Consider the following 14762-nt stretch of genomic DNA (forward strand, 5'->3'; position numbering starts at 1 on the left):
GGGTGGGCTTCCTGGGTGGGAATGTCACTGGCCGACCAGCACTCCGGTGCCGAGCAGAATCAGCACGACGACGCCCAGGATCACCCGGTACCCGACGAACCAGTACATGCCGTGGCGCACCAGGAACTTCAGGAACCACGCAACGGCTGCGTAGCCAACGACGAACGCGATCACGATGGATACCGCGAGCTGGGGTCCGGTGGCGCTCATGCCCTCCGTGACCGGGGCAAAGGCGTCGGGCAGCGAGAAGAGACCCGATGCCAGGACCGCCGGAATGGCCAACAGGAACCCGAATCTGGCCGCGACCTCGCGGCTCTGGCCCAGGAACAGGCCGGCGCTGATGGTCGCACCGGAGCGCGAGACACCGGGCACCAGGGCGAGGCACTGAGCCAGGCCAACGATGACCGCGTCCTTCCACGTCAGCTGCTCCACCTGGCGGGTCTGCTTGCCGAAGTACTCGGCGGCGGCGATCACCACGGAGAACACGATCAGGGCGATGGCGACGATCCACAGGTTGCGGACTCCGCCGCGGATCTGATCCTTGAACAGCAGGCCCAGCACGCAGATCGGGATTGTGCCGATGATCACCCACCAGCCCAGCCAGTAGTCAGAGTCGCGGCGTGCCGCGTTGCGCAGGCCGGCGAACCAGGACACCAGGATGCGACGGATGTCCTTGGCAAAGTAGACGAGCACCGCGAGTTCAGTGCCGAGTTGGGTGACCGCGGTGAACGAGGCACCCGCATCATCGTCGAAGAACAGTTGTGAGGCGATGGCGAGATGACCGGATGAGGACACCGGCAGGAACTCTGTGAGGCCCTGCACCACCGCCAGCACGGCCACCTGTAGCCATGACATGGCCGCGACGTCGATCACGCCGACGACCGTACCGCGAGCTGAGGTCAGCGACCCGGACGCGGCACCGGTTGAGCCTGCGCGACGGCGTCGCGCACCGCGGCACCCAGGCTGCGCTCATCGGTGGTGTCGACGTGCACCAGACTGCGGGTGGAGGTCGCGACCACATCCTCGACCTGGGGTACCGGGCCGAGGATCCGCGGTCGATAGACCTCGAGGCGCAACGTGCCGCGATCGACCTGGAAGGAGAAAGTCCTACCGTCACCGACCCTGCCAAAGCCACTCGCGTACAGACCCGTTGAGATGTCATCGAGGGCGAACTCGTCGCTCTTCGCTTCCCTATCGGTCGCAAGGGTCATGTTCGGAACCGTACCGTTGCATCGGCCTCGTGGCGACGAGGATGCGAATAAGCGGTGAACACGAGCTTGCCTAGACTTGCCCAAACCTGTCCATCAGTACGCACATATCGAGAGCTACCCTTTGCCACACCTTCGAAAACTCGCTAATCGTCTCGCTCACAGTGCACTGCTGACTGTGATCGTGGTTGCCGGGGCGGCGTGCTCCCAGAATCCGAGCGACGCGCCGCCGCCGACCATCACGCCCGCTTCGGCCGCGGCATCCCCTGCCGTCACACAAGCCCCGGCTGGCACCGTGCGCCCGCTGGGGCCGGGCCTGACCAGCGTCTTCGATGAGGGCACGCGGACTCTGGCGGTATTGACCAGCGATTCCGCCGGCCGATCCGTCCTGACGGCCTTCGGACCCGCCGGGCCACCCCGGACCGTGCCGCTGCCCGGGGCCGCGACGGCTCTGGCGGGCGACGGGCAGGGCACCGTGTACGCGTCGATACGGGGTGGCTACCTGCGCGTCGACCTCGCCGACGGTGCGGTGGCACAGTTCCCGGTCGATGACGCGGCAGACGTCGACTTCACGGCGATCACCCGGCGCGGCGATGGGACGGTGGTCCTCGGCAGTGCCGATGGAGCGGTGTACACGCTGGGCGGCGACACCGCGGTCACGGCGCGGCTTCAGATCTTCGCGCGAGTGGATGCACTTGCCGCACAGGGCGACACGGTCATCGTGCTGGATCGCGGCCAGACGTCGGTGACGTCCGTCGACGCCGCAGGCACCAAGGCCGAGCACGCACTGCGCGCCGGCGAGGGCGCCACGACCATCGCCACGGACACCGCGGGCCGGGTACTGGTCGCCGACACCCGCGGCGAGGCGTTGCTGGTGTTCGGCACCGACCCGCTCATGCTGCGGCAGCGCTACCCGGTCGGCGGGGCGCCCTACGGGCTGGCGGGATCCTCAGGGCTGGCGTGGGTGTCGCAGACCGCGACGAACAGCGTCGTTGGTTACGATCTGGCCACCGGAATACCCGTCGAAAAGGTGCGCTATCCAACCGTGCAGCAACCGAACTCCCTGGCCTTCGATGCCGATTCCGACACCCTGTACGTGGTGTCGGGGTCGGGAGCGGGCGTCCAGGTGATCACGGGGGCCTCGCGGTGACGGCACTCGGGCGGGGCCGGATGCCCGCGGCATGGGAGTCCGAACTGTCCGACGACTTCGACTGGATTCCGCTGCGCCTTCCGCCCGACGTGACCCGCGTTTCCGCCTCCACCCGGCTGTCCATCGAAGCGGAGTACCGCGGTTGGGAACTCACTCGCGTGCGGCTCTACACCGACGGAAGCCGACGGGTTCTGCTGCGGCGTAGAAAGACCGCTGCAGACCGTCTCCTCGTCGGCGATCAGCCGGGCAGCTGATGTACGCACTGCTGCGCCGAATCCTGTTCCTGGTCGATCCCGAACGGATTCACACCGCGATATTCGCCCTGTTTCGGGCGCTCACCGGTACCCGGCCGCTGCGCCGCGGTCTGAACAGATACCTGGCTGCGGGCGATCCGATCCTGGCGACCACCGTGCTGGGCGTGCGCTTCCCCGGCCCGCTGGGGCTGGCGGCCGGGTTCGACAAGGACGGCACCGGCCTCAATTCCTGGGGCGCCCTGGGTTTCGGCTACGCCGAGATCGGCACGGTGACCGCACAGGCACAGCCGGGCAACCCGAAGCCACGTTTGTTCCGGCTGCCCGACGACCGCGGGCTGCTCAACCGGATGGGGTTCAACAACCACGGCGCGGGCGAACTGGCTTTGCGACTGAGCCGCAACACCGCTGACGTGCCGATCGGGGTGAACATCGGCAAGACCAAGACCACCCCGCCCGAGGACGCCGTCGCTGACTACGCCGAGAGTGCCCGCCTGGTGGGCCCGTTGGCGGCGTACCTGGTGGTGAACGTCTCGTCCCCGAACACGCCGGGGCTGCGCGATCTGCAGGCCGTGGAGTCCCTGCGCCCGATCCTGTCGGCGGTGCGGGCCGAGACGACCACACCCGTCCTGGTCAAGATCGCGCCCGACCTGTCCGACGCCGACATCGACGAAATCGCCGATCTGGCGGTAGAACTCGGGCTCGCGGGCATTGTCGCGACCAACACCACGATATCGCGCGACGGCTTGCTGACCCCGGGGGTGGCCGAGCTGGGCGCCGGCGGGGTGTCCGGCGCGCCAGTCGCCCAGCGGTCCGCGGAGGTGCTGCGCAGGCTGTACCGCCGCGTCGGTGACCGTCTCGTCCTGATCAGCGTCGGCGGCATCGAGACGGCCGACGACGCGTGGGAACGCATCATTTCGGGGGCATCACTGGTGCAGGGCTACACCGGCTTCATCTACGGTGGCGGCCTGTGGCCCAAGCACATTCACGACGGCATCGCCCAGCGTCTCCGCCAGGGTGGCTTCGCGACGCTGGCCGACGCCGTCGGATCGGCGATCGACTAGCACCCTCCGTTGGGGCCGCCAACGTTAAGAAATGTGCGAGGTTCGTTCGAAATCTCGCACATTTCTTCACGCTCGGAGCAGAGACTGCTGAGCGGATTGGACCTCAGCGCTTACGCTTCCGGACGAGCTCACCAGCCTCGGCGCCGCGTTCACGCTTCTCGGCGCGGCGTTCCTTGATCGACTGCGCGGGCTTCTTCAGATTCTTACCGGGCTTCTTGTCAGCCATTGTCGCTCCTGTTTTCGAAGTGGCAATCACTCAGCCGCGACCATACGTCAGTTTCCAGAAAAAGCCAGTCGCCCAGTAAATTCGGCGCTCGATAACCACACCGAACGTGAAGAAGTTCGCGAGTTTCGGGCCTCGTTTCGCAATCTTCTTCACGTTGGGCGGGCTAGCGCTCCAGCGTCACGGCGAACATCGGCAGCTTCGGATTCGCATCGTCCTGGACGGCCGCGAGTGCCGGTTGCAGGCGACGCCAGGCCCGAGCGTGACGTTTCGCGTATAAGTCGAGCGTGCGCAACGCGTCGTCGTCATCGAGCGCGACGGCCAGCGCCGGCCGGTGCACCTGCCATCCGATGCTGACGCGCACCTGCGGTTGGGCGATGACGTTGCGATACCACTGCGCCTCGGTCCCGAACCCGGACACGATCACATACGTGTCGTGGCCGCGCCGTTCCACGACCTCGAGCACGACCTCTCGGGGCGTGCCCGACCTACGCCCAATGTGCTCCAACAACAGCAACCGGTGTCCGAACACGAACCCCAGATGCGCTCGGTACAACCCGATCGGCGCACGCACCACCCAGCGCGTGGCCAGGAGCCTGCCGAGCGGGTTGGACCGCATGAGAATCCGGGCTACTTCTGCTCGTACGTGCCGTGGATGACCGCGCGTGCGATGGCGTGGCCGAACAGGTTGAAGCCCAGGTATGCCGGTGTGGCGCCCTCGGGCAGATCCAGCTTCTCCACGTCGACGGCGTGCACGGCGATGAAGTAGCGGTGCGGCCCGTGCCCGGCGGGCGGCGCGGCGCCGATGAAGCGCTTCAGGCCCGCGTCGTTGGCCAGCGTGACGGCATCGCCCGGGAAGCCGCTGTGGCTGCCGTCGCCGACACCTGCGGGGAGGTGGGTGACCGTGGCGGGCAGATTGGCCACCGCCCAGTGCCAGAAGCCCGATCCGGTCGGCGCGTCGGGGTCATAGACGGTGACGGCGAAACTGCGGGTCTCCTCGGGGAAGCCCGACCAGCTCAGGTCCGGCGACACATCCGATCCCCCGGCCCCCATGATTCCGCTGACCTGATCGTTGGCCAGCGGCTGACCGTCGGTGACGTCCTTGCTCGTGAGCGTGAACGTGGGCAGCTGCGGAAGATTGTCGTACGGGGTGCTCATGTGTTTCCTCTCGGTGGTGACTGCGGGGGTGATGCGTGATGAGTGGTCAGCAGTTGCGCAGGAAGTGCTCGAGAACCCTGGTGCCGAACTCGAGCGCGTCGACGGGTACCCGTTCGTCGACGCCGTGGAACAACGACGCGAAGTCCAGGTCCGGCGGCAGGCGCAGCGGCGCGAACCCGAAGCAGCGAATCCCCAAGCGCACGAACGCCTTCGCGTCGGTTCCCCCGGACAGCATGTAGGGCACGGTGCGCGCCTCGGGGTCGATCGCGAGCAGCGCGGCGTTCATGGCGTCGACGAGATCACCGTCGAAGGTCGTCTCCACTGACGGCAGATCGCGTTCCCACGTCTTGGTGACGTGTGGGCCGATCAGCTCGTCGACCTCGCGCTCGAAGTCCTCCCTGCGGCCCGGCAGCACGCGGCAGTCGATGACGGCCTCGGCGGTGGCCGGAATGACGTTGGCCTTGTAGCCGGCCTTGAGCATCGTCGGGTTGGCCGTGTCGCGCAGGGTCGCGCTGACGATGCGGGCGATGTCGCCGAGCTTGGCGATGGCTCCGTCGAGATCGGGTGAGTTGACGTCGAACTCGTAGCCGGTCTCCTCGCCGACGGCGGTGAGGAACTGCGCGACAGGTTCGGTGAGCACCAGCGGGAACTGGTGGCGCCCGAGCCGGGCCACCGCCTCGGCGACCGCGGTGACCGCATTGTCGTCGTGGACCATCGAGCCGTGGCCGGCGCGACCGCGCGCGGACAGCCGCATCCACGCGATGCCCTTCTCCGCGGTCTCGATGAGGTAGAGCCTGCGCTCACCACCGTCACGGGTGGGCACCGTCAGCGAGAAGCCGCCGACCTCGCCGATCGCCTCGGTGACGCCCTCGAACAGGTCGGGCCGATTGTCCACCAGCCACTGGCCGCCGTACTTGCCGCCATGCTCCTCATCGGAGAGGAACGCGAACACGAGGTCACGCGGCGGGGTGATACCTGCCCGCTTGAAGCGCCGGGCCACGGCGATCGTCATGCCGACCATGTCCTTCATGTCGACCGCACCGCGGCCCCACACGTAGCCGTCCGCCACGGCCCCGGAGAACGGGTGCACGCTCCAGTCCGCGGGTTCGGCGGGGACCACGTCGAGGTGGCCGTGGATCATCAACGCGCCACGATCGGGGTCGGCACCGCGAAGCCTCGCGAACACGTTTCCGCGACCGGGAGCCCCCGCCTCGATGTACTCGGTCTCGAAGCCGGCCTCCTCGAGTTTCGCGGCCACCCAGCGCGCGCACTCGGCCTCGCCCTTGGTGGTCTCGGGGTCGCCGGTGTTGGAGGTGTCGAACCGGATCAACTCGCTGACGAGGTCGACCACCTCGTCAGTTGCCTCCGGATATGCAGTCACAGTCACCATTCGTACCACTGGTGCACCCACCGGGTTTGGGTCCGGGGTATCCGATCCGTTAGCCTTAGGCGCTCGCTTGTCCGAGTGGCGGAATGGCAGACGCGCTAGCTTGAGGTGCTAGTGCCCTATTAACGGGCGTGGGGGTTCAAGTCCCCCCTCGGACACTCATCATTGAAGTACTGCGGCCCGGCTCACGCCGGCCGCGAAGGCCGTCACATCGGCCAGCGCCCGCTCGAACACTTCGGGCAGCGCTGCGGCGGCCAGTAGCTCTCCCGCATGACTGACACCGTTGTAGGTGTGGCCGGTCGCGGTGACGTTGGCCCGCTGCAGCGCACGCAGGTACGCCAACCCCTCGTCGCGCAGCGGATCCAGTTCGTCGGTGGTGATGACGTGTGGAGGCAGGCCCTGCAAGTCGTCAGTAGTGGCGTAGTACGGCCACGCCAGCGGGTCGCGGGCGTGCTCACCCGTCGGGTCGTAGACCGCGGCCATCAGCGTCATAACGCTGGCACCGAGAAAGTAGCCGTCGTTCTCGATCAACGACGGCAGCGCCGGATCGGGTGCGTCGTACCCGCCGAAGATGAACGGCACCTGGACGTAGACGCCGTCGATCCGATCCAGTCGTCCCTCCCGCTTGGCCTTCAGCGTCGTCGCGAGCGACAGATTGCCGCCGCCGGACTCACCGGTCACCACGATCGACGACAGCCCGAGATCGTCACGGTGGGCGTGCATCCAGTCAAGGGCGCTGGCGCAGTCGTTGAGCCCGGCCGGGTAGGGGTGTGGACCGAGTGCGCCTGCGGAGTTGCGGAACTCGACCCCCACCACGACGCAGCCGCGTTCGGCCAACCTGGTCCGCCAGACGGCGGCGGTGCCGGCCGCAAGGATCGCCATACCACCGCCGTGCAGGTGCAGCAGACCGGGCAGCGGCCCCGACGCGCCGACGGGCCGGTCGATGTACAGGGTGATGTCGTTGCCGTCGACACCCGAGATGGTCTCGACCCTGGACTCGACTCCCTCAGCCTTGCGCACGTCGGCGAGCAATGCGGCGAACACACCGTCGAAGGCCTGCTCGCTGGCAGCGGCGATGGCCAGCAGCTCCTCGACCGGCGACTGTCTGTCGACCGGGAGTGGCGGCGCGGTCACGTCGAGACCGAACGGCGCGAACAGGGCGACCATCCTTGGATCCGATCGTGGATCAGTGCGGAGTTCGAGCGCCGGATCACCAAGGCGGCCAGGCAGTTTCACGTCGATGGCGGGTTCAGTCATGATCGCGACCGTACCTCGGCGAGCGGTGCTACGTCTGTGACATCACAACTTCGTCGTCGCCGTCGGCGCAGATCAACACGATTGGCCTGACATCGGCGGGGGCGCTGTAGCAGTCGAAGCGTCCAATGAACTGAACTCTCTCGCCGCCCCAGTCGTAGCCGTCGACGGCGGCCGATGCCTCGACACAGGTTGCAGCACCCCCCACCTCGACGAGATGTCCCTCCTGCGTGGGACACGCCTGATAGCCGGGCAGGGCTGACGCGGTCGGGGCGACGGCGATAGCCGCTGCCGCACACAGCACCGACAGGGCCAGCCCGAGGATCCTCATCGGCAAATGGTGACACCCGGGTGAGCATCACGGCGCGGAACCCGTGGAGTCGGCCAGGATGGACCGCATGACGTCGCTGCCAGATGATCGAGTAGATCCCGTTGTTCCGGCCCGTGCGAACGACTATGACGCTTTCGCTGAGGCGTACTCGGCCGAGAACGAGGCCAGCCTCTACAACGCCTATTACGAACGGCCCGCGATGCTGGAACTCGCCGGGGACGTGGCCGGCAGGCGGATCCTCGACGCGGGCTGCGGCTCGGGCCCCCTGTCCGCCGCGTTGCGCGATCGCGGGGCCGTGGTGACCGGCATCGACGCGAGCGCCGGGATGTTGGGGCTGGCCCGGCAGCGCCTCGGCGCCGAGGTGGACCTGCAGATCGCCGACCTGGCCGACCCGCTGCCGTTCCCCGATGGCGTGTTCGACGACGTCGTCGCATCCCTGGTGTTGCACTACCTGGAGGACTGGGGGCCGACACTCGCCGAGCTGCGACGGGTGCTCACACCGGGCGGTCGACTGCTCGTCTCGGTCGACCATCCCTTCGTGGCCTACGGCATCCAACGCCTGACCGGGCACAGTGCCGATTACTTCCAGACCTACACATGGGACTTTGACTGGACCATGGGCGGCCAGACCGTCCCGATGCGCTTCTGGGCCCGGCCGCTGCATGCGATGACCGACGCCTTCACCGCCGCGGGCTTTCGCATCTCCGTCATCAGCGAGCCGCAGCCCGTGCCGGCCGCCCGCGAGCTGTTCCCCGAGGAGTACCGAGCCCTCACTACCGGCCCGAGCTTCCTCTTCTTCGTGCTGCAGCGCGGCTGACCGCTGGGCGGCACGTCACCACAGCGGAATGTCCTGGCCGTGTTCGGTTTCCGGCCGTGGGCCGAAGTGGCGGCGCTCTGATCCGTCAATTCGGAGGTCGTTGATGCTGGCCTCCCGTCTCGACATCAGCCCGTCCGGCGTGAACTCCCACAGCTCGTTGCCGTAGCTGCGATACCACTGCCCGGCGGCGTCGCGGCATTCGTACTGGAATCGCACGCTGATCCGATTGTCGTGAAAGTCCCACAGGCTCTTTCGCAACGCATACTCGAGTTCGCGCTCCCACTTCTGCGTCAGGAACGCCACGATCTGCTCGCGGCCAACGATGTGCTTGTCACGGTTGCGCCACTGCGAATCGGGTGTGTACGCCAAACTCACCCGGTGCGGGTCACAGGTGTTCCACGCGTCCTCCGCAGCTTGCACCTTCTGAGTGGCGGTCTCAAGGGTGAATGGCGGGAACGGCTGACGGCCTTCGTCCATGGTGTCAGTCTCACACCGTGCGGAGAAGGTTGCGTATCAACGCGGCAATCTCGTCACCGTGGGTCTCCAGTGCGAAGTGTCCGGCGTCGAGCAGGTGAATCTCGGCGTTGGGCAGGTCGCGGCGGAACGCCTGCGCGCCAGCGGGGCCGAAGATCTCGTCGTTGCGGCCCCACGCCACCAGGGTCGGTGGCTGGTGGGTGCGGAAGTACTCCTGGAATCCGGGATAGGCGTCGAGGTTGAACTGATAGTCCCAGAACAGTTGCAGCTGGATCGCGGCGTTTCCGGGCCGATCCAGGCCGGCCTGATCCAGTTGCCAGGCCTCCGGCGCGATGCGCTCCAATCGGTCGGCCGGCACGCCGTGCGTGTACTGCCAGCGAGTCGCATCGGCATCCAACAACTCGCGCGTCGCCGCCTCGTTGGCGGCGCGATCCTTGGCGTGGGCGAAAAGGGTGTCCCAGAACGGGGTGAACCCCTCCACATACGCGTTGCCGCTCTGGCTTATCAGCGCACTCACCCGCTCGGGTGATCGGCTGGCGATGCGCAGCCCGATGGGCGCACCGTAGTCCTGGATGTAGAGGGCAAAGCGCTGAAGGCCCAGCTGATCGAGCAGGCCCTCCACGATGCGGGTGAGATTGTCGAAGCTGTAGTCGAACTCGTCGACTGAGGGCGCCGCGGAGTTGCCGAAGCCGATGTAGTCCGGCGCGATCAGGTGGTACTCGTCGGACAGCTCCGCCATCAGCATGCGAAACATGTGCGAGCTGGTCGGAAACCCGTGCAGGAGAACCAGTGTCGGATTCGTGGGATCGCCTGCCTCACGGTAGAACACCTCCAAACCCTGAACCGTCGTCGTCCTGAATCGAGTGGCAAAGGCAGTCATCACAGCATCCTCGGTGTCGTTGGATCGGCCGGAGAACCAACGTTCTCCCATGGACGAGCATAGGAGAACGTTCGTTCTCTGGCAAGACCGCTGTGGTTAGTCGGCGCGTTGCGCGGCTGCGAGCACCGCAGTGGCCGCACTCCGTGCGGAGGCCGCAGCCTCAGCACCACTGCCATAGATGGCGGCAGCCACCATCGCCCCGTTGGCGAGGATCGCGAGTTGGTCGGCGACATCGCGCGCGAGACCGCACGCTTCGGCAAGTTCGGCCAGGTAGTCCCGCAGGGCAAGCTTGTGGCACCGCGCGATCCGCTGGACGTCGTCGGACGTGCCGCCTAGCTCGCCGACCGAGTTGATGAACATGCAGCCGCGGAAGCTGGGTTGGGCGAACCACTCGGCCAGGTAGTCGAAGACCGCCAGGACCCGATCCCTTGGGTCATCGGCCCGGCTCTCCACGAAGGCGGCCATGGCCCGACGCACATCGCGGTCACGCTGCTCGAGGACCGCCGAGACCAGCTCGCTCTTCGCTGGGAAGTACTGGTAGAGCCGCTTCAGGGAGATGCCGGCGGCATCGCGAATGGCGTCCATCCCGACGGCTTGCATCCCACGTTCGTTGAACAACCGATCCGCGGCGGCGAGCACCTGGTCCTTGTCCGACCCGTCCGGCACGGCATCCCCTAACGCTGAGAATTGTCGTTCTCCATGCTAGCGGTGCGGCGTACGACCTCAGTAGACGTCGCGAACGTAGCGTTTCGTCGCGACGAGTTCACGCTTGTAGTCACGTGCGGCGATGTCAGACAGGCGGCCGTGAGTGCGGATGATCGCCGTCAACGTGTCATCGACATCCTTGGCCATCCGGCTCGCGTCACCGCACACGTAGAGGTGCGCACCGTCCTCGAGCCAACGCCACACGTCTGCGCCGTAGTCGGACATCTTGTGCTGCACGTAGACCCGGCGCGCCTGGTCCCGGGAGAACGCCAGGTCCAGGCGGTTCAACAGGCCGTCGCGCACCATGTCCTCGAGATCGTCGCGGTAGTAGTAATTCTCGGTGCGGTGCTGTTCACCGAAGAACAGCCAGTTTGGTCCGTGATGGCCGAGCGCGCGACGCTCCTGCAGGAAGCCTCGGAACGGCGCGACGCCCGTGCCTGGGCCGACCATGATCATCGGCGTCGTGCCGTCCTCGGGAGGACGAAAGTGCGGCGACGGCTGCAGGAACACGTCAGCGTGCGTGGCCCGGTCCGCCAGGAGGGTCGACGCCGCTCCCCCGCGCTGCACGCCACGGGGGTTGCGGTAGCGGACCACCGACACCGTCAGCTGGACCTCATGCGGACTCACCAGTGGGCTGGACGCTATCGAGTACGAGCGGGGGGTGAGCCGGACAAGGGCGTCCTGCCACTCGACGGGGTCCGCGCGCACGGCGAACTCCTCGAGCACATCGATGCCGTTGCGATTGTGCAGCCAGGCATCGCGGCTGGCCGATGATCTCCCCAGTTTCCGTGCGGCCGTGCGGTCCCGGCACCGCTCCGCGACGAAGGCCAGCAGGTTAGGTGTCACGCGGCACAGGTCGTAGGACGACGTCAACGCGTCCCGCAAGGCGATGTCCGTCCCGTCCAGGTGCACCGGTTCACTGCCCGTCAGACCGGTGGCCGCCAGCCAGGCATCGACGACGGCGGGCGCATTGGTGACGTGCACGCCGAGTGCATCGCCGACGGAGTAGGTGACGTCGTGTTCGGAGATGTCAAAGCCGAACTGCCGCACCTCCTTGGCCGATCGCGACGACGTCAGAAGGACGTTGCGGCTCAACGGCACTCGCAGTGGCGCGGCCCGAGTGAACGGTTGTGGTGCGGCTGTGCGCGTGCCGCCCGCGGCAGAGCTGGGCGCGGCGTCGGTGACAACGGTGGTCCCCAGAATCTGGACCACCCGGTCGGCCCACAGTGCCATGGGCTCGTCGTCGTAGACCTCGCACTCGGCGCGCTCGACCAGACTGCTGGCGCCGAGGCCGGTCAGCCTGCGGTCCAATGACTTCGCGTGCCCGCAGAAGTTGTCATACGACCTGTCGCCGATGCCGAACACCGCGTAGCGCACCCCTGCCAGGGTGGGTGCGTCGGGTGCCTCCAGTCGATCCCAGAAGTCGGCGCCGTTATCGGGTGGGCCACCGTCGCCGAATGTGCTCGTCACGATCACGACGTCGCGCCGGTCGGCGAGGTCGCCCAGGCTGGCGTCGTTCATCGCCAGCAGACGCGAGCCGTGCAGGCGTCCGGCGAAGGCGGTTGCGAACTCCTCGGCGTTGCCGGTCTGCGACGCCCACAACACCAGCGGACCGTCCTCTGCGAGTTGACCGTCGCCTGCGGGCGCAGGTGCCGCGAGGTCGGTCACCGAGGTCACCTCGACCGGCACCGGTACGAGCCGTACGGCGCACGCCTTGAACTCGGGTTGCAGCGAGACCGGATCGACGGCGTCATTCGTCAATGCGTTGATGGTGAGGTCGGTGCCGTGCTCGTCGTTCCAGTGGAACGGAGCGAAGCAGGTGCCGGTCAGCACCCGGTCGGTGACCACCGCGGGCAGCACGGCCCGGCCCCGTCGCGAGGTCAACTCGACTCGCGCGCCGTCGGCGATCCCGAAACGAGCGGCATCGTCGGGATGTATCTCGACGAACGGGCCATCGTCGAGCCTGTTGAGCTTGTCGACCCGGCCGGTCTTGGTCATGGTGTGCCACTGGTGTTGCAGGCGACCGGTGTTCAGCACCATCGGGTAGTCGTCGTCGGGTAGTTCGCGGGCCTCCATGTGCGGGCGCGGGTGGAACGCGGCGCGGCGCGAGGGCGTCGGGAACGCGAGCCTCGGTGTGCGCCCCGACTCGTCGGTGAACAGGTCCTGGCTCACACCGTCGTTGATGTAGCGGATGGGGTTGCGGTCGGAGGCTCCGCCCGGTGCGACGGGCCACTGCAGCGGTGTCTCCCGCAGGCGGTCATAACTCGCGCCGCGAAGGTCGTATCCGGTACGCGGATTGGAGAACCGGCGGATCTCGTCGAAGATCTCCTCGCTGGACTTGTACGCGAAGTCGGCGCCGAAGCCCATGTGCTCGGCGACACCGCAGATCAGTTCCCAGTCGGGTCTGGCCTGCCCTGGCGCGGGGAGCGACTGTGCCAGAAGGGTGAGGTTGCGCTCGGAGTTCACCATCACCGCATCGGCCTCGGCCCACAGCGCTGCGGGCAGCACGATGTCGGCGTACCGATTGGTGGCGGTGTCGACGTAGGCGTCCTGGGTGATGACGAGGTCGGCGGCCTCCAGTCCTTCGATGACCGTGCTCCGATTGGCCACCGTGGCGACGGGATTCGTGCAGATGATCCAGCAGGCCCTGATATCGCCGCTACCCATCATGTCGAACATCTCGATGGTGCCCGGTCCCACATCGGTCCGGATCGTGTCGGGCGCCAGGCCCCATTGCTCCTCGACGAACGCGCGGTCCTGCGCGGAGGTGACGGCCCGCTGTCCTGGCAGTCCCGGGCCCATATAGCCCATCTCGCGGCCGCCCATGGCGTTCGGCTGTCCGGTCAGAGACATGGGCCCGCTGCCTGTTCGGCAGATCGCCCCGGTGGCCAGGTGCAGGTTGCAGATCGCGTTGGTGTTCCACGTGCCGTGCGTGCTCTGGTTGAGCCCCATCGTCCAGCAGGTCATCCACTCCCCTGCGTCGGCGATCATCGTTGCGGCCGTGCGGATATCATCCTCGTCAAGCCCCGTGATATCGGCAACGACACTGGGCGGGTAATCGGCCAGGAACTCCGGCATCGCCTCCCAGCCCTCGGTGTGATCGGCGATGAACTCCTGGTCAATGTCTCCGCGTTCGACCAACAGGTGCAGCAGTCCGTTGAGAAGCGCCAGATCGGTACCGGGCCTGATCGGCAGGTAGAGATCGGCGCGCTCAGCGGTGGTGGTGCGCCGAGGATCCACGACGATCAGCTTGGCGCCCGCCTTGAGCCGGTCGGCCATGCGCAAGAAGAGAATCGGGTGGCAGTCGGCCATGTTCGAGCCGATCACGAAGAACAGATCGCTAGTGTCGAAGTCGGCGTAGGAGCCGGGCGGTCCGTCCGCACCCAGCGACTGCTTGTAGCCCGTTCCCGCGCTTGCCATGCACAGCCGCGAGTTGGACTCGATGTGCACGGTGCGGATGAAGCCCTTGGCCAACTTGTTGGCCAAGTACTGGGCCTCGATCGACATCTGGCCCGACACGTAGAGCGCGATCGCGTCGGGGCCGTGCTCATCGCGGATCTCCCGCAGCCGGCGACCCGCCTCGGCCACGGCCGCCTCGACATCGACGGGCGCTGTCGCCTCCGCCCGTGCCGGCCGGACCAGCGCAGTACTCAGGCGCCCGTCCGTGGCCGCCATCATCTCGGCGTGAGTCGCGCCCTTGGTGCACAGCCGACCGAAGTTGCTGGGGTGCAGGCGGTCTCCAGACACCCGCGCGATGACGGGCAAACCCGACTGGAGGTCGGTCCGGGTCTCCACCGAGATCCCGCAACCGACCCCGCAGTACGAGCATGCGGTACGCGTCGTCTGGGTCACCTGACCTC

Annotated in this window: 16 protein-coding genes and 1 tRNA gene; 5 read left to right on the plus strand and 12 right to left on the minus strand. The window is 67.2% G+C overall.

Annotated elements, in window-relative coordinates; all coding sequences use genetic code 11:
• Window positions 1–24: 24 nt before the first annotated feature.
• Together ACZY0X_RS25650 and ACZY0X_RS25655 are read right to left on the minus strand one after the other, a co-directional pair.
• Window positions 25–855 carry an undecaprenyl-diphosphate phosphatase gene (locus ACZY0X_RS25650; protein ID WP_463774594.1) on the minus strand — a complete coding sequence of 277 codons (831 nt, stop codon included), beginning with the start codon at window positions 853–855 and terminating at the stop codon, window positions 25–27.
• 44 nt (window positions 856–899) lie between these two features.
• The gene (locus tag ACZY0X_RS25655) at window positions 900–1211 is read right to left on the minus strand and encodes a hypothetical protein (RefSeq protein ID WP_463774418.1); all 312 of its coding nucleotides are present in this window, start codon (window positions 1209–1211) and stop codon (window positions 900–902) included.
• 175 nt (window positions 1212–1386) lie between these two features.
• Here ACZY0X_RS25655 and ACZY0X_RS25660 point away from each other — a divergent pair, with 175 nt between their 5' ends.
• Genes ACZY0X_RS25660 through ACZY0X_RS25670 form a run of 3 tightly spaced genes read left to right on the plus strand, consistent with a single transcriptional unit; the run spans window position 1387 to window position 3673 of the window.
• A complete protein-coding gene (locus ACZY0X_RS25660; RefSeq protein WP_463774419.1) occupies window positions 1387–2358 on the plus strand; it encodes a YncE family protein in 972 nt (323 codons plus the stop codon).
• Window positions 2355–2612, plus strand: a complete 258-nt coding sequence (locus ACZY0X_RS25665; RefSeq protein ID WP_463774420.1) for a DUF5703 family protein — start codon at window positions 2355–2357, stop codon at window positions 2610–2612. Before ACZY0X_RS25660 ends, ACZY0X_RS25665 begins: the two co-directional genes overlap by 4 nt.
• Window positions 2612–3673, plus strand: a complete 1062-nt coding sequence (locus ACZY0X_RS25670; RefSeq protein WP_463774422.1) for a quinone-dependent dihydroorotate dehydrogenase — start codon at window positions 2612–2614, stop codon at window positions 3671–3673. The genes ACZY0X_RS25665 and ACZY0X_RS25670 overlap by 1 nt, the downstream gene beginning before the upstream one ends.
• A gap of 103 nt (window positions 3674–3776) precedes the next feature.
• Here the strand turns inward: ACZY0X_RS25670 and ACZY0X_RS25675 are convergent, their stop codons facing one another.
• The 4 genes from ACZY0X_RS25675 to ACZY0X_RS25690 form a co-directional block, all read right to left on the minus strand.
• Entirely contained in the window at window positions 3777–3899 is a 123-nt protein-coding gene (locus tag ACZY0X_RS25675) for a hypothetical protein (RefSeq protein ID WP_463774423.1), read from the minus strand.
• 163 nt (window positions 3900–4062) lie between these two features.
• Window positions 4063–4515: a nitroreductase family deazaflavin-dependent oxidoreductase gene (locus ACZY0X_RS25680; protein ID WP_463774424.1), complete on the minus strand. Its 453-nt coding sequence runs from the start codon at window positions 4513–4515 to the stop codon at window positions 4063–4065.
• Window positions 4516–4526: 11 nt separating this feature from the next.
• Window positions 4527–5054, minus strand: coding sequence for a YbhB/YbcL family Raf kinase inhibitor-like protein (locus tag ACZY0X_RS25685; protein WP_241404784.1), 528 nt, complete (start codon window positions 5052–5054; stop codon window positions 4527–4529).
• A gap of 46 nt (window positions 5055–5100) precedes the next feature.
• The gene (locus ACZY0X_RS25690) at window positions 5101–6444 is read right to left on the minus strand and encodes a M20/M25/M40 family metallo-hydrolase (protein ID WP_463774426.1); all 1344 of its coding nucleotides are present in this window, start codon (window positions 6442–6444) and stop codon (window positions 5101–5103) included.
• Window positions 6445–6513: 69 nt separating this feature from the next.
• On the opposite strand from ACZY0X_RS25690, the gene ACZY0X_RS25695 reads away from it, so the two are divergent.
• Window positions 6514–6599 (plus strand) — tRNA-Leu (locus ACZY0X_RS25695).
• A 4-nt stretch (window positions 6600–6603) separates the two neighbouring features.
• On the opposite strand, the gene ACZY0X_RS25700 is transcribed toward ACZY0X_RS25695, so the two are convergent.
• The gene (locus ACZY0X_RS25700; RefSeq protein ID WP_463774427.1) at window positions 6604–7698 is read right to left on the minus strand and encodes an alpha/beta hydrolase fold domain-containing protein; all 1095 of its coding nucleotides are present in this window, start codon (window positions 7696–7698) and stop codon (window positions 6604–6606) included.
• A gap of 28 nt (window positions 7699–7726) precedes the next feature.
• Entirely contained in the window at window positions 7727–8026 is a 300-nt protein-coding gene (locus ACZY0X_RS25705) for a hypothetical protein (protein ID WP_463774428.1), read from the minus strand.
• 67 nt (window positions 8027–8093) lie between these two features.
• Here ACZY0X_RS25705 and ACZY0X_RS25710 point away from each other — a divergent pair, with 67 nt between their 5' ends.
• Window positions 8094–8843, plus strand: a complete 750-nt coding sequence (locus ACZY0X_RS25710) for a class I SAM-dependent methyltransferase (protein WP_463774429.1) — start codon at window positions 8094–8096, stop codon at window positions 8841–8843.
• A gap of 15 nt (window positions 8844–8858) precedes the next feature.
• On the opposite strand, the gene ACZY0X_RS25715 is transcribed toward ACZY0X_RS25710, so the two are convergent.
• The 4 genes from ACZY0X_RS25715 to ACZY0X_RS25730 form a co-directional block, all read right to left on the minus strand.
• Window positions 8859–9320 (minus strand): nuclear transport factor 2 family protein, encoded by a 462-nt coding sequence (locus ACZY0X_RS25715; protein ID WP_463774431.1) that lies wholly within the window; start codon window positions 9318–9320, stop codon window positions 8859–8861.
• A gap of 10 nt (window positions 9321–9330) precedes the next feature.
• A complete protein-coding gene (locus ACZY0X_RS25720) occupies window positions 9331–10197 on the minus strand; it encodes an alpha/beta fold hydrolase (RefSeq protein WP_463774433.1) in 867 nt (288 codons plus the stop codon).
• A 96-nt stretch (window positions 10198–10293) separates the two neighbouring features.
• On the minus strand, window positions 10294–10863 hold the full coding sequence (locus tag ACZY0X_RS25725; protein WP_463774435.1) for a TetR/AcrR family transcriptional regulator: 570 nt from the start codon (window positions 10861–10863) through the stop codon (window positions 10294–10296).
• A 57-nt stretch (window positions 10864–10920) separates the two neighbouring features.
• Entirely contained in the window at window positions 10921–14754 is a 3834-nt protein-coding gene (locus ACZY0X_RS25730; RefSeq protein ID WP_463774437.1) for a molybdopterin-dependent oxidoreductase, read from the minus strand.
• Window positions 14755–14762 lie beyond the last annotated feature (8 nt).

Source organism: Mycobacterium sp. IDUB_39, from assembly GCF_055419205.1.

Excerpts from the sequence above, each read along its gene's own strand:
- ACZY0X_RS25650 (WP_463774594.1), bottom strand. The coding sequence starts at position 855 with ATGTCATGGCTACAGGTGGCCGTGCTGGCGGTGGTGCAGGGCCTCACA.
- ACZY0X_RS25655 (WP_463774418.1), bottom strand. The coding sequence starts at position 1,211 with ATGACCCTTGCGACCGATAGGGAAGCGAAGAGCGACGAGTTCGCCCTC.
- ACZY0X_RS25670 (WP_463774422.1), top strand. The coding sequence starts at position 2,612 with ATGTACGCACTGCTGCGCCGAATCCTGTTCCTGGTCGATCCCGAACGG.
- ACZY0X_RS25675 (WP_463774423.1), bottom strand. The coding sequence starts at position 3,899 with ATGGCTGACAAGAAGCCCGGTAAGAATCTGAAGAAGCCCGCGCAGTCG.
- ACZY0X_RS25680 (WP_463774424.1), bottom strand. The coding sequence starts at position 4,515 with ATGCGGTCCAACCCGCTCGGCAGGCTCCTGGCCACGCGCTGGGTGGTG.
- ACZY0X_RS25685 (WP_241404784.1), bottom strand. The coding sequence starts at position 5,054 with ATGAGCACCCCGTACGACAATCTTCCGCAGCTGCCCACGTTCACGCTC.
- ACZY0X_RS25690 (WP_463774426.1), bottom strand. The coding sequence starts at position 6,444 with ATGGTGACTGTGACTGCATATCCGGAGGCAACTGACGAGGTGGTCGAC.
- ACZY0X_RS25700 (WP_463774427.1), bottom strand. The coding sequence starts at position 7,698 with ATGACTGAACCCGCCATCGACGTGAAACTGCCTGGCCGCCTTGGTGAT.
- ACZY0X_RS25705 (WP_463774428.1), bottom strand. The coding sequence starts at position 8,026 with ATGAGGATCCTCGGGCTGGCCCTGTCGGTGCTGTGTGCGGCAGCGGCT.
- ACZY0X_RS25710 (WP_463774429.1), top strand. The coding sequence starts at position 8,094 with ATGACGTCGCTGCCAGATGATCGAGTAGATCCCGTTGTTCCGGCCCGT.
- ACZY0X_RS25715 (WP_463774431.1), bottom strand. The coding sequence starts at position 9,320 with ATGGACGAAGGCCGTCAGCCGTTCCCGCCATTCACCCTTGAGACCGCC.
- ACZY0X_RS25720 (WP_463774433.1), bottom strand. The coding sequence starts at position 10,197 with ATGACTGCCTTTGCCACTCGATTCAGGACGACGACGGTTCAGGGTTTG.